This is a genomic window from Pseudarthrobacter sp. MDT1-22 (assembly GCF_054511035.1).
Genome location: NZ_JBTNDK010000006.1, coordinates 125,654 through 139,233, shown reverse-complemented (window position 1 = coordinate 139,233; position 13,580 = coordinate 125,654). Strand labels below are relative to the sequence as shown.

The following is a 13,580-nucleotide window of genomic DNA, read 5'->3' as shown; positions in this document are numbered from 1 at the left end:
CGTCCACGGAATAGCGTCATCACGGCGGGCGCGTTACAGATTGTGCCGCGCCTGGACACTCCCGACCGGGTTACAGAACGTCGGTGTCGCCACTGGCCTTGAGCGCGTCAACGGCTCCCTTGACCCGCTGCGCGTGCTGCTTGGTGGTCACCAGGAGGGCATCGCCCGTGTCAACGATGACCACATCCTTGATGCCGATCAGGGCGATCACGCGCTTCGTGTCCGAAACCACCACACCGCTGGCGTTTTCGGTGAAAACCCGGGCGCCTTCACCGATAACGGTGACGTCATCGACTTCCCGCGCACTGTTGAGCCGGCCCACCGAAGCAAAGTCTCCGACGTCGTCCCATCCGAACGTGCCCGGCACAACGGCCACATCGCCGGCAGCGGCGGCAGGCTCGGCCACCGCATAGTCAATGGCGATTTTGGGCAACGTGGGCCAAACGCGGGCTGTGACGACATCACGTTCGGGAGTGTCCCAGGCTTGGGCGATCTCCTGCAGGCCCTTGAACAGCTCCGGCTGGTTGGCCTCAAGGTGCCTCAGCATCAGGGCAACGGGAGCCACGAACATTCCTGCGTTCCAGACATACTCACCGCTGTCCACATACTGCTGGGCAACTTCCTCGTCCGGCTTCTCTACGAACTCGACAACGGCCTGGGCGCTGGGCGCACCTTCGATGTTGAGTTCCGCGCCGGCGCGGATGTAACCGAAGCCGGTGGACGGGTGGGTCGGCTTGATGCCGATGGTCACGATCTTGCCGGCGGCGGCCGTGTGGATGGCTTCGCGGACGGCCTGCTGGAACAGGTGGTCAGGACTGATGACCTGGTCAGCGGCGAAGGAACCCATGATGGTGTCCGGGTCGCGCTGGTACAGGATGGCGGCAGCCAGGCCGATGGCGGCGCCGGAATCCTTGGGCTCGCTCTCCAGGACCAGGTCCGACTCCTGGACCTCGGGCAACTGCCGGCAGACGGCGGCCCGGTGTGCAGTGCCGGTCACCACGAGGACGCGCCTGCCTGCCAGCGGCTCGAGGCGGTCGTAGGTGGCGCGCAGCAAAGTGCTGCCGGACCCGGTGAGGTCATGGAGGAATTTGGGAGCTGCTGCCCGTGACAGGGGCCAGAGGCGAGTCCCCACTCCGCCTGCCGGAATGACCGCAATAAAGCGGTTCAGGGGTGAATCCGGGCTTGTCACTTTGTCTGTACTCATCACGGCTACTTTAGCTGACGAGCCGTGAACTGCCCCTTTCAGAACCCTCCGCCAACCCCCGCGGGCGCGCCATGATGTGGTGTTCGTCTCATCTGCAGGCAAAACGCAGGCATTGCGGGGTCACCAAGGAGTTCCTAAATTGAATAAGCTGTGAGCGAAGCCTAGATTTAGGCCTGAGCTACGAGTTGCTCTCGCAGCAGGCGTTCCCCCCGCGTGGATCTCATGCCAGCGCCGCTGTGTTGCAGGGAGGTTTATCAGTGCCGACAAAACCAGCTGGCACCTTGTACCGCGGCCGTGAAGGCATGTGGTCCTGGGTAGGACACCGGATTACCGGTGTAGTGATCTTTTTCTTCTTGTTGGTCCATGTGCTGGACACCTCATTGGTGCGTGTGTCCCCGGAGGCCTACACGGCTGTTATCGGTGCCTACAAGAACCCCCTTATGGCCCTGGGTGAAACGGGCCTGGTTGCCGCGATTGTCTTCCACGCCTTTAACGGCCTGCGGATCATCGCCGTCGACTTCTGGAAGAAGGGCGCCAAATACCAGCGCCAGATGCTGTGGACCGTCCTGGCCCTGTGGGTAGTTGTTATGGTCGGCTTCTCCATCCGCCACCTTTCCCTCGCACTTGGAGGTCACTGAGCCATGACTGCAACGATCGACAGCCCACGCAGTGGGAAAAACAGTAGCGGCAAGATCTCCCCCCAGTACCGCCGCACCGGCGCAAGCCGGGGCAACTTCGAAATGTTCGCCTGGCTGTTCATGCGCCTTTCCGGCGTAGTGCTGGTGGTGCTCATCTTCGGGCACCTCTTCGTGAACCTCCTGGTGGGCGAAGGCATCCAAGCCATCGACTTCGGCTTCGTCGCCGGCAAGTGGGCTGACCCGTTCTGGCAGATCTGGGACCTCGCCATGCTGTGGCTGGCCATGCTGCACGGCACCAACGGCGTACGCACCATCATCAACGACTACGCCGAGAAGGATTCCACCCGACTCTGGCTCAAGATCGTCCTCTACGCGGCCACCACCGTGATCATCGTCCTTGGCACCCTGGTGATCTTCACCTTCAACCCGTGCCCCGTGGTTGACGGCGTTCCGCTGCCCGGCGGATTCTGCCCCGCGTAGCCAGATCATCCGCTGCCCGCGGTGAGCCGCAGGCTGTATTTTGCGGTGCAGGCAACGCCCGCCCGTTGTTTTATAGCGAATTTTGAGAGAAAGAGCGCCCAAGTATGCAGGTCCATAAGTACGACGTCGTCATCGTCGGTGCCGGTGGCGCTGGCATGCGCGCCGCGATCGAGTCCGGTCAGCGCGCGCGAACAGCAGTACTGACCAAGCTCTACCCCACCCGCTCGCACACCGGTGCGGCGCAGGGTGGCATGTGTGCGGCCCTTGCCAATGTCGAAGAAGACAACTGGGAATGGCACACCTTTGACACCATTAAGGGCGGTGACTACCTGGTTGACCAGGACGCCGCCGAGGTCATGGCGAAGGAAGCCATCGACGCCGTGCTGGACCTGGAAAAGATGGGCCTGCCGTTCAACCGCACGCCCGAAGGCCGGATCGACCAGCGCCGCTTCGGTGGCCACACCCGCGACCACGGCAAGGCGCCCGTCCGCCGTGCCTGCTACGCAGCTGACCGCACCGGCCACATGATCCTGCAGACGCTGTACCAAAACTGCGTCAAGCACAACGTGGAGTTCTACAACGAGTACTACGTCCTTGACCTCCTGACGGTCGAGGAAGACGCTGTCCGCGAGGACGGCACGCCGTACAAGCAGAAGCGTGTTGCCGGCGTCGTGTCCTATGACCTTGCCTCCGGCGAGCTGCACGTGTTCCAGGCCAAGTCCGTGATCTTCGCCTCGGGCGGCGCCGGCAAGGTCTTCAAGACCACCTCCAACGCCCACACCCTCACCGGTGACGGCATGGGCATCGCCTTCCGCCGCGGCATCCCGCTGGAAGACATGGAGTTCTTCCAGTTCCACCCGACAGGCCTAGCCGGCCTGGGCATCCTGCTGTCCGAAGCCGCACGCGGTGAGGGCGCCATCCTGCGTAACTCCGAGGGTGAGCGCTTTATGGAGCGTTACGCCCCCACCATCAAGGACCTGGCACCGCGTGACATCGTGGCCCGCTCCATGGCCAACGAAGTCCGCGAAGGCCGCGGCTGCGGCCCGAACAAGGACTACGTCCTGCTGGACCTGACCCACCTGGAGCCTGCGCACATCGATGCCAAGCTCCCGGACATCACCGAGTTCGCCCGCACCTACCTGGGCGTGGAACCGTACACGGAACCGGTTCCGGTGTTCCCCACGGCGCACTACGCCATGGGCGGCATCCCCACCAACATCACCACCGAGGTCCTGCAGGACAACGACACCGTCATCCCGGGCCTGTACGCCGCCGGCGAGGTCGCCTGCGTTTCGGTCCACGGCTCCAACCGCCTGGGCACCAACTCACTGCTGGACATCAACGTGTTCGGCAAGCGCGCCGGCATCGCCGCCGCGGAGTACGCCAAGACTGCTGACTTCGTGGACCTCCCAGAGGATCCGGAGGCCTACACCATCGAGCTGCTGGACATTGCCCGCAACGGCACCGGCGACGAGAAGGTGGCGGTGATCCGCAAGGAACTCCAGGACACCATGGACGCCAACATGCAGGTGTTCCGTACGGCTGACACGCTGAACCAGGTCCTGACGGACATCGAGTCCTTCGAGGCCCGCTACAAGAAGATCAGCGTCCAGGACAAGGGCAAGCGCTTCAACCTGGACCTGCTCGAGGCCGTTGAACTGGGCTTCCTGCTGGAACTGGCCAAGGTCATGACCGTGGCTGCCCTGCACCGTGAGGAATCCCGCGGCGGACACTTCCGCGAGGACTTCCCGGAACGCGACGACGAAAAATTCATGAAGCACTCCATGGCGTACAAGGATGACCACGCCCCGGCCGACGGCTCGGCAGAGGCAATCGCCGGCATCCGTCTGGGCACCAAACCGGTTGTCTTTACCCGCTACGAGCCGATGGTGAGGAAGTACTAAGATGACCGCTGAACTTGCTGAGCCAGCCTCCAAGATCGAACTGCCCGCACACATCGGAGGCGGCGGAGAGATCCCCACGTTCGACGTCACCCTGCGCGTCCGCCGTTACAACCCTGAGGTGTCCGAGGACGCCACGTGGGACGACTTCAAGGTGACCATGTACGGCACCGACCGCGTGCTGGACGCCCTGCACAAGGTCAAGTGGGAAATTGACGGCAGCGTATCGTTCCGCCGTTCCTGCGCCCACGGTGTCTGCGGTTCCGATGCCATGCGCATCAACGGCCGCAACCGCCTTGCCTGCAAGACGCTCCTTAAGGACTTGGACACCACCAAGCCCATCACCGTTGAGCCCATCAAGGGCCTGCCGGTGGAGAAGGACCTGATCGTGGACATGGAGCCGTTCTTCCAGTCCTTCCGCGAAGTCATGCCGTTCCTGATCAACAAGGGCCACGAGCCCACCAAGGAACGCCTGCAGTCCGCCGAGGACCGTGAGCGCTTCGACGACACCACCAAGTGCATCCTCTGCGCGGCGTGCACGTCCTCTTGCCCGGTCTTCTGGACCGATGGCCAGTACTTCGGCCCGGCCGCGATCGTCAACGCCCACCGCTTCATCTTCGATTCCCGTGATGATGCCGGCGACATGCGCCTGGAAATCCTGAACGACAAGGAAGGCGTGTGGCGTTGCCGCACCACCTTCAACTGCTCCGAAGCATGCCCCCGCGGCATCCAGGTGACCCAGGCAATCGCCGAAGTCAAGCAGGCAATTCTCTCCCGTAAGATCTAATTCAGGTTCTTGCTTACGACGGCGTCACCCACCTTAGGTGGGATGGGCGCCGTCGTTGTTTAACACGTGACGGCACCAACGAAAGCAGCACGCGATGTCCCGCTCCGAAAAAGTCAGCTTCGAAGGTTCCACCGGCGAGCTCCTGTCCGGCATCATCGACGTCCCGGAGGGGCCGGTGCGGGGCTGGGGCGTCTTCTCACACGGCTTCACCCTGGGCAAAGACAGCCCGGCGGCGTCCCGGATGTGCAAGGCCCTGGCCGACACCGGCATCGGGATGCTCCGCTTCGACAACCTGGGGCTGGGCGAGTCAGCCGGCCATTGGTCGGAGGGCTCCTTCAGCCACAAGGTGGCGGACACCGTGGTGGCCGCCGAGTTCATGCGCAGCCACGGGAGGGCCATCTCGCTGCTGGTGGGACACTCCTTCGGCGGCGCGGCGGTGCTTTCGGCCGCCCGACAGATCCCGGAGCTCGACGCCGTCGCAACAGTTGCGGCCCCGTTCTCACCCAAGCACGTGGCCCACGTCTTTGACGCCGCACTGGACAAGATCCTCAGCGAGGGCAGCGCGGAAGTGGACCTCGGCGGGAAACGCGTGGAGATCCGGAAACACTTTGTGGAGGACCTGGAAAACGCGGACCTCACGGACTGCATCCGGCAGCTGCACAAACCGCTGATGGTCCTCCACTCCCCCACGGACAACACCGTGGGCATCGAGAACGCCAGCACCATCTTCCAGACGGCGCGCCATCCGCGGAACTTCGTCTCACTCGAAGGCAGCGACCACCTGCTGACCGGCAAGGGCCAGGCAGCCCGGGCCGCCAGGATTATTTCTGCCTGGGCCGACCAGTACCTCGACGCCGGGAAGTAACTGCCGGGCTGCCCTGGTGCCCGGCGCCGGGGCCCTTTCCGTCGCTGTGGCCCTCCACGGGTACCTTGCCGGGCTGGACCTGCCGGGAGCCCCACAGTGCTTTCTCCTGGCCTGCGGGTGCGCTCCTGAGGTCCTCTTCACGGATGGTGGACCAGCCGGCGGACACGAGGTAGACCTGGCTGACCAGGTTGAACCAGATCAGCAGGCCGATGATGATGGCAAACGGCGCCAGGATGGGGTTCCGTCCCGCACCGGCCAGCAGTTCAGTGCTGAAGACCTGCAGGACGGTGGTGCCCACCGCGGCAAGGATGGTCCCCTCCAGGAGTGCCCGCCGGGAGAGCTTGAGCCCACCGGCCAGCCGGAACATGATGACGGCCGTGACCCAGTTGAGCGTCAGCGGCACACCGATCTTGATCGCTGTGGTCAGCGGACCTGCCACCGCCGGATCCAGCTGCAGGAAGTCCGTGACCCAGCCGGCCGCCGTGCCGAACACCAGGGACGCTCCGGCGCTGATCACCAGGGCCACTCCCAGGAGCAGGAGGGTGCCGGCGTCGCGCAGTTTAAGGACAATCGGGTTGATTTTCAGGGGCGGCAACTGCACCACACCGCGCAGGCCGTCGCGGAGTCCGGCGATCCAGCCCAGGGACGTGATGACCGTAACCGCGGCAGCAATCACGGCGGTCCAGCCGAGTCCGTCCGGGTTCAGGAGGTCGTTCGGATCAACCAGCCCTTCTCCCCCGCCCACCTTCAGCAGTCCGGGCGCACTCTGGGCCACGCTGCGGATGATGGTGTCCAGCAGGGCAGGCTGGCCCCGCAGCACCAGGCCGGCAACGGAGAAACCCGTGGCCAACAGGCCGGTGATGGAGAAGAACATGTTGAAGCCGATGCCGGCGCTCATCAACGGGCCATGCTGGAGGTTGTAGTGCTGCCACGCGCGCATCGGGCGGAAGGCATTAAGCCTGGCCAGCAGCCACTGGAGCATCGCCAGCGAGCTGGCCACCGGGCCGCCGTCGGACCTTCTGGCTTTGCCCCACTCCATCCGTTTCTGGATGACGGCGAGCTTCAGGCGGGCCTGTTCAGTAGGGAGCGGTGGCTCCGTTTGCGTCGGCGTCCGCGGCGAAGGACCCGCCGTCGTCAGTTTCGGTCCCAAAGTCCAACTCTTCCCGTAGCTGCCAAATGCCGTCGGCATCGTGCTCGTAGAGTCCCATGCTAACCACCGGGAACGTCGCCCGGTAACTTTCAAGCACCGTTTCGGCTTCGTCCAGGCTTTCGGGCGCGACATCGTGGGCGATGGTGACATGCGGGTGGTACGAGAACGGCAACTCGCGTTGCAGCGGGCCGCTCTGGAGTCTTTCGTGGAGCTCCACGCAGGAGTCGAACCCGTCCTCGACGTTGATGTAAACCACCGGGGAGACCGGCCGGAACGTTCCGGTCCCGGCAATGGTGACCATAAACGGGACCTGCCGCCGCGCCACGTCGCGGACGTGCGCCTGGGTGGCTGCCCAGTCCTGGGTGGGCGTGGTAGTGACCAGCGTGATGTGCGCGGGCACCACCCCCGCCATGGGGTCCCCGAAGGAGGCGCGCCACCGTTGAAGCTCCTCGGCGATGGCAGGGGGAAAGCCCAGAATGACGCCTACGCTCATTCCTTCACTGACATTGCTGGCGGCCGACATCGAGCTAGCGGACGCCTGCGAGGCTGAGGGACGGCAGGAAGCCCATGCGCTCATAGACCTGGCCAAGGGTCACTGCGGCGATTTCCCTGGCCCGCTCGGCGCCCTGGGCCAGCAGCCGGTCCAGCTCGGCCGGGTCAGCCATCAGTTCGTTGGTGCGGTTCCGCAGCGGCGTGATGAAGTCCACCATGATCTCCGCAAGGTCCACTTTCAGGTGGCCGTACATCTTGCCCTCGTACTCCGTCTCCAGCTCAGCCACGGACTTTCCGGTGAGCGTGGAGTAGATGGTGAGGAGGTTGGAGATCCCGGGCTTGGCTTCGGCATCGAACCGGACTTCGGATCCCGTGTCAGTGACCGCGGACTTGATGCGCTTCGCGGCGAGCTTAGGGTCCTCCAGCAGCTGGATGGAACCGTTGGGCGACTCCCCCGTCTTGGACATCTTGGCGCTGGGGTTCTGCAGGTCATAGATCTTGGCGCTGGCCTTGAGGATGGTGGCCTCCGGCACGGTGAACGTGTGGCCGTAGCGGGTGTTGAAGCGCTGGGCCAGGTTCCGGGTGAGCTCCAGGTGCTGCCGCTGGTCCTCGCCCACCGGCACGAGGTCAGTCTGGTACAGCAGGATGTCGGCTGCCATGAGCGTGGGGTAGGCAAACAGGCCAAGAGTTGCGGCGTCCGCGCCCGACTTCTGGGTCTTGTCCTTGAACTGTGTCATCCGCGACGCTTCGCCGAAGCCGGTGATGCAGTTCAGGGCCCAGGCCAGCTGGGCGTGCTCGGGGACGTGGGACTGCACAAAGAAGATGCTTTTGTCCGGGTCGATGCCGGCGGCAATGTACTGCGCGGCAACCACCCGGGTGCGCTTGGCAAGCTCGGCGGGATCGAAGTCCACGGTGATGGCGTGAAGGTCCGGGATGAAGAAGACGGCATCATATTCAGCCTGCATGTCCACCCAGTTGCGGACAGCGCCAATGTAGTTGCCCAGGTGCAGGGAGTCCGCCGTGGGCTTGGCGCCGGAGAGGATGCGTTTCTTGGTCACCGGGGAATTCGGGCTAGTCATGGGAAAAAACCTTCGGGGCTTAGAGCCGGTAGTCCACTACCAGCGGGGCATGGTCAGAGAAGCGGGTGTCCCACGAAGGCGCCCGGTCAACCACTGCCGAGAACGCGGCGGCGGCGAGGTCCGGGGTGGCCATGTGGTAGTCGATGCGCCAGCCGGTGTCGTTGTCGAACGCCTGCCCACGCTGTGACCACCAGGTGTAGGGACCGTCGACGTCGCCCGCCAGGCCACGGTGGACATCCTTCCAGCCGATGTCCTCGCCGAAGAAGCGGTTAAAATAGGCACGTTCGTCAGGCAGGAAACCGGCCTTCTTGACGTTGCCCTTCCAGTTCCTGATGTCCCGTTCGGTGTGGCCCACGTTGAGGTCCCCCACCACCAGTGCGTGATCGCTGTGCTTGGACAGTTCCGGCAGCCTGGTGGTCATGACATCCAAAAAGCGGTACTTGTCCACCTGCTTCGGGGTACCCACCTCGCCGGAGTGCACGTAGGCGCTGGCAACCGTCAGCTGCGCGGGGTTCCCCTCGGCGTCGGCCACCCTGAAGTCAGCCTCAACCCAGCGTCCGGCGGTGGCGAAGTAGTCATCGCCGATGCCGTTGCGGGTGTCCAGAGGCTCTTCACGGGACGCAATGACGACGCCGGCGCGGCCTTTGGCCTCGGCTTCGGCGTGCAGGATGTGCCAGCCATCACCGAGCAGCTGGCGCACAATCGCGTCAGGCGCCCGGACTTCCTGGAGGCAGAGAATGTCCACCTCGCGGGGCTCCAGCCATGCCGCCATACCGTTCTTGTAGGCAGCCCGGAGGCCGTTGACGTTGACTGATGCGATGCGAAGGTGGTCCTTCTTCAATGCCGAGATCACCCGCACTACTCTAGTCGATGATGGTTCCGCTGACCGGGTCGCCGGTGCCGCCGGCAGCGCGGATCATGTCGCGGGCGTTGGTGGCGGTGATCTCGATGGTCTCCAGCGCGCGGCGGATCGTGTCCTGGTCCGCTGCCTCACCCTTGGCGCGTTCCTTCTCCACTACCTGGATCTGGACCTGGACGATCTTGAAGGAGTGGTCCAGCTTGAGGTCGCGGACTTCGTCCGCTTCGGTCCGCTCGTACACCACCCGGGTGCCGCCGTGGTCGGCCGAGGACGACGACGGCGCACGGCCGGCCGCGCTGTTGAAGGCGTTCTGGGCTTCCGTCAGCTTCGCGCCGGCTTTTTTGGCCGCCTTCTGGATGCTGAACACCACAAAGGCTGCGAGGGCCAGCCAGAAAGCGGCGATGATGGCGACAACCCAGCCCACGACGTCGTTCTGGTTCGCGGCAAAGATCACGGCAACGATGAACGCGATGACAAAGACCATCATTCCCGGACCGCTGATCCGCAGCATGGAGAAGCCGCCCTTGGGCCGGCCGGACGGAGATTGAGTGTTACCCAGAGATCGCATGCGTCTATTGTCTCAAACGCAGCAGAGCCCCAGCGCACCTTCCACCCCCGGCGAACACTTGCACGCTCCCAACTAAGTAGCGCTATCTGTCGTTTTGAGCCTCCAAAACGACAGATAGCGCTACTTAGTTGGGCTGGGCACGGTTAACGGCCGATGGCGGCCCGCACCTCAAGTGGAGGTGCTGACCGCCGTCGGGCTTTGCTGTTGAGGAACGAAACTAGGCGATTCCCGCCTGGCGCTCCGCGGTTTCCACCACATTGGCGAGCAGCATGGCGCGGGTCATCGGCCCCACGCCGCCCGGGTTCGGGGAGATCCACGAGGCGACGTCGGCAGCGGCGGGGTCCACGTCTCCGGTGACCACTGCCTTACCGTTGCCGTCGTCAACACGGCTCACGCCGACGTCGAGCACTATTGCGCCCGGCTTGAGGTCCGCTGCCTTGATCATGTGCGGGACTCCCGCGGCGGCGATCACGACGTCGGCCTGGCGGAGTTCGGCGGCCAGGTCCACGGTCCCGGTGTGCGCCAGGATGACCGTGGCGTTGACGTCCTTGCGGGTCAGCAGCAGCCCGACGGGACGGCCGATGGTCACGCCGCGTCCCACCACGAGGACGCGCTTGCCCTTGAGGCTGATGCCGTGCCGGGTGAGGAGCTCCACGCAGCCCTTGGGGGTGCACGGCAGCGGCGAGTTCATCGGTCCGCTGACGTTGGCCACCAGGCGGCCCAGGTTCATCGGGTGCAGGCCGTCTGCGTCCTTGACCGGATCCATGGCCTCCAGGATGACGTCCTGGTTGATGTGCTTGGGCAAGGGAAGCTGCACGATGTAGCCGGTGCATTCCGGGTTCCCGTTCAGCTCACGGACCACGGCGAGGAGTTCGTCCTGCGTGGTTTCCTCGGGGAGGTCGCGGCGGATGGACGTGATACCCACGTCGGCGCAGTCCTTGTGCTTGCCGCCCACGTACCAGGTGCTCCCGGGGTCGGAGCCCACCAAAACGGTCCCCAGTCCGGGGGTGACGCCCTTGGCCTTGAGTGCGGCCACGCGTTCGGTCAGCTCGGCCTTGATGGCAGCGGCGGTGGCTTTGCCGTCAAGAATCTGTGCAGTTCCAGTTTCAGTGGTCATGGATTACCACTGCTCGTGCAGCGGGTACAGCGGGAAATCGGCGGCGAGCTTGTCCACGCGGGACTGCAGTGCCTCGACGTCCGTGGCGGTGCCGGCCTTCAGTGCAGTGGCGATGATCTCTGCCACCTCGGTGAACTCGGCAGCACCGAAGCCGCGGGTGGCCAGGGCCGGGGTGCCGATGCGCAGGCCGGAGGTGACCATCGGCGGGCGGGGGTCGAACGGAACCGCATTGCGGTTCACGGTGATGCCCACGGAGTGCAGGAGGTCCTCGGCCTGCTGGCCGTCGAGCTGGGAGTCGCGCAGGTCCACCAGGACCAGGTGCACGTCGGTGCCGCCGGTGAGGACGGAGACGCCGGCGTCGGCGACGTCGGACTGGTTGAGGCGGTCAGCGATGATCTTGGCGCCTTCGAGGACACGCTCCTGGCGCTCCTTGAATTCCTCGGTGCCGGCGATCTTGAAGGCAACGGCCTTGGCTGCAATGACGTGCATGAGCGGCCCGCCTTGCTGGCCCGGGAAGACGTTGGAGTTGATCTTCTTGGCCCACTCCTGCTTGGCCAGGATCACACCGGAGCGCGGGCCGGCGAGGGTCTTGTGCACGGTGGAGGTGACGACGTCGGAGTACGGCACCGGGCTCGGGTGCAGCCCAGCAGCCACCAGTCCGGCGAAGTGTGCCATGTCGGTCCAGAGCAGCGCGCCCACTTCATCGGCGATGGAGCGGAAGGCCGCGAAGTCCAGGTGGCGCGGGTAGGCGGACCAGCCGGCGATGATGACCTGGGGCTTCTCGGCGATGGCCTGTTCGCGCAGCTTGTCCATGTCAACGCGGAAGTTGTCCGGCTCCACCTGGTACGCAGCAACCTTGTAGAGCTTGCCGGAGAAGTTGAGCTTCATGCCGTGGGTCAGGTGGCCGCCGTGGGCAAGGGACAGGCCCAGGATCTTGTCACCGGGGGCAATCATGGCGGACAGTGCTGCGGCGTTGGCCTGGGCACCGGAGTGCGGCTGGACGTTGGCGTACTCGGCACCGAACAGAGCCTTGACGCGGTCGATGGCCAGCTGCTCTGCGATATCCACATATTCGCAGCCGCCGTAGTAACGGCGGCCCGGGTAACCCTCGGCATACTTGTTGGTCAGGACCGAGCCCTGGGCTTCCATCACGGCGCGCGGGGCAAAGTTTTCGGAGGCGATCATTTCCAGGGTGCCGCGCTGGCGGCCAAGTTCCTGGCTGAGGACTGCTGCGATTTCGGGGTCAAGCTCGGCCAGCGACTGGTTGCTGACGGCGGCTGTGGTGGTGGCGGTAGTAGTCACGAAAAACTCCTGGCTAGGGATACGGGCACTGCTAAGGTCAGGCTACCGGCTGGCGCACATCACCGCCCCTTGATGACAGGGCGTGAAAGCGAACCGCACCCGCAGAGGGTGCAGTTCCGGTAAGACATGACCCTCGGCCCAGGCGTACGATCCGTGGTCTTCGTGATTGCCACTCCCTGGTGGTTAGCCACCCAACGCCAGTTGCGACCCCACCAGACTACCAAACGCGGGCGGGCCGCGCGGGTAGGCTTGTAGTCGTGACTGAAGAGCAGCTGAACCGAGCTTACGTATTGACATTGTCCTGCCCGGACCGCCCCGGAATTGTCCACGCAGTGGCCGGAGCGCTGCTGGTGGCGGGCTGTAATATTTTGGACTCGCAGCAGTATGGCAGCCCCGCAACCGGCAACTTCTTTATGCGGGTGGAAGCGACGACGACGGCCTCCCGGGCCGAGGTCCAGGCCGCCCTTGAGCCGGTGGTCCACTCCTTCGGCATGCAGTGGAGCCTCAACCCCGTGGGCCAGAAGGTGCGCACGCTCCTGATGGCCAGCACGTCCGCGCACTGCCTCAACGACATCCTGTTCCAGCAGCGCTCCGGCACCCTGCCCATCGAGATCCCGGCCATCGTCTCCAACCACCGTGACCTCGCCGGGCTGGCCGAGTTCTACGGCATCCCGTTCCACCACATCCCGGTCACCCCGGACACCAAGGCCCAGTCCGAGGACAAGCTGCGCGCCCTCATGGCCGAGCACGATATCGAACTGACCGTCCTGGCCCGCTACATGCAGATCATTTCGGATGACCTGTGCGCGGAGCTCACCGGCAAGGCCATCAATATCCACCACTCGTTCCTGCCGTCCTTCAAGGGCGCCAAGCCCTACCACCAGGCTCATGCCCGCGGCGTGAAGCTGATCGGCGCCACTGCCCACTACGTCACGGCCGCGCTGGACGAGGGCCCCATCATCGAGCAGGAAGTCATCCGCGTGGACCACGCCCGCACTCCGGAGCAGTTCGTGCAGATGGGCCGGGACGTGGAGGGCCGCACCCTGACGCAGGCCGTCCAATGGCATGCAGAACACCGGGTGCTGCTGGACGGCAACCGGACAGTGGTCTTTAACTAGGCAGTCTCTTATCTAGGTCG

The 13,580-nt window shown here is 64.6% G+C and carries 14 protein-coding genes; 6 read left to right on the top strand and 8 right to left on the bottom strand.

What is annotated here, in order from left to right:
* Nucleotides 1-70: 70 nt before the first annotated feature.
* Nucleotides 71-1,204, bottom strand: a complete 1,134-nt coding sequence (locus tag ACX80M_RS07135; RefSeq protein WP_252603648.1) for a mannose-1-phosphate guanylyltransferase — start codon at nt 1,202-1,204, stop codon at nt 71-73.
* 257 nt (nt 1,205-1,461) lie between these two features.
* On the opposite strand from ACX80M_RS07135, the gene sdhC reads away from it, so the two are divergent.
* The 5 genes from sdhC to ACX80M_RS07110 all read left to right on the top strand — a co-directional run bounded on the left by sdhC (nt 1,462) and on the right by ACX80M_RS07110 (nt 5,875).
* Complete coding sequence (gene sdhC / locus ACX80M_RS07130; protein WP_082576094.1) at nt 1,462-1,842, top strand: succinate dehydrogenase, cytochrome b556 subunit; 381 nt, start codon at nt 1,462-1,464, stop codon at nt 1,840-1,842.
* 3 nt (nt 1,843-1,845) lie between these two features.
* Complete coding sequence (locus tag ACX80M_RS07125) at nt 1,846-2,322, top strand: succinate dehydrogenase hydrophobic membrane anchor subunit (RefSeq protein ID WP_252603645.1); 477 nt, start codon at nt 1,846-1,848, stop codon at nt 2,320-2,322.
* Between the two features lie 104 nt (nt 2,323-2,426).
* Nucleotides 2,427-4,226, top strand: coding sequence for a succinate dehydrogenase flavoprotein subunit (sdhA, locus tag ACX80M_RS07120; protein WP_252566498.1), 1,800 nt, complete (start codon nt 2,427-2,429; stop codon nt 4,224-4,226).
* A 1-nt stretch (nt 4,227) separates the two neighbouring features.
* On the top strand, nt 4,228-5,010 hold the full coding sequence (locus ACX80M_RS07115; protein WP_058929685.1) for a succinate dehydrogenase iron-sulfur subunit: 783 nt from the start codon (nt 4,228-4,230) through the stop codon (nt 5,008-5,010).
* Nucleotides 5,011-5,104: 94 nt separating this feature from the next.
* Nucleotides 5,105-5,875 (top strand): alpha/beta hydrolase family protein, encoded by a 771-nt coding sequence (locus ACX80M_RS07110; protein ID WP_252603643.1) that lies wholly within the window; start codon nt 5,105-5,107, stop codon nt 5,873-5,875.
* Here ACX80M_RS07110 and ACX80M_RS07105 read toward each other — a convergent pair.
* From ACX80M_RS07105 to glyA, 7 genes are all read right to left on the bottom strand, one after another.
* Nucleotides 5,832-6,914 carry a YihY/virulence factor BrkB family protein gene (locus ACX80M_RS07105; RefSeq protein ID WP_252603640.1) on the bottom strand — a complete coding sequence of 361 codons (1,083 nt, stop codon included), beginning with the start codon at nt 6,912-6,914 and terminating at the stop codon, nt 5,832-5,834. The two genes, ACX80M_RS07110 and ACX80M_RS07105, sit on opposite strands and share 44 nt — an antisense overlap.
* Before the next feature lie 37 nt (nt 6,915-6,951).
* On the bottom strand, nt 6,952-7,548 hold the full coding sequence (locus ACX80M_RS07100; protein WP_252603638.1) for a 2'-5' RNA ligase family protein: 597 nt from the start codon (nt 7,546-7,548) through the stop codon (nt 6,952-6,954).
* A gap of 4 nt (nt 7,549-7,552) precedes the next feature.
* Nucleotides 7,553-8,596, bottom strand: a complete 1,044-nt coding sequence (gene trpS, locus ACX80M_RS07095) for a tryptophan--tRNA ligase (protein ID WP_252603635.1) — start codon at nt 8,594-8,596, stop codon at nt 7,553-7,555.
* A gap of 19 nt (nt 8,597-8,615) precedes the next feature.
* Entirely contained in the window at nt 8,616-9,449 is an 834-nt protein-coding gene (locus ACX80M_RS07090) for an exodeoxyribonuclease III (RefSeq protein ID WP_459309314.1), read from the bottom strand.
* 10 nt (nt 9,450-9,459) lie between these two features.
* On the bottom strand, nt 9,460-10,023 hold the full coding sequence (locus ACX80M_RS07085) for a hypothetical protein (protein ID WP_058929690.1): 564 nt from the start codon (nt 10,021-10,023) through the stop codon (nt 9,460-9,462).
* Nucleotides 10,024-10,240: 217 nt separating this feature from the next.
* Complete coding sequence (locus ACX80M_RS07080; RefSeq protein WP_252603630.1) at nt 10,241-11,140, bottom strand: bifunctional methylenetetrahydrofolate dehydrogenase/methenyltetrahydrofolate cyclohydrolase; 900 nt, start codon at nt 11,138-11,140, stop codon at nt 10,241-10,243.
* 3 nt (nt 11,141-11,143) lie between these two features.
* Entirely contained in the window at nt 11,144-12,442 is a 1,299-nt protein-coding gene (glyA, locus tag ACX80M_RS07075) for a serine hydroxymethyltransferase (RefSeq protein WP_459309313.1), read from the bottom strand.
* A gap of 257 nt (nt 12,443-12,699) precedes the next feature.
* Here glyA and purU point away from each other — a divergent pair, with 257 nt between their 5' ends.
* Nucleotides 12,700-13,560, top strand: coding sequence for a formyltetrahydrofolate deformylase (purU, locus tag ACX80M_RS07070; protein WP_252603627.1), 861 nt, complete (start codon nt 12,700-12,702; stop codon nt 13,558-13,560).
* Nucleotides 13,561-13,580: the final 20 nt, after the last annotated feature.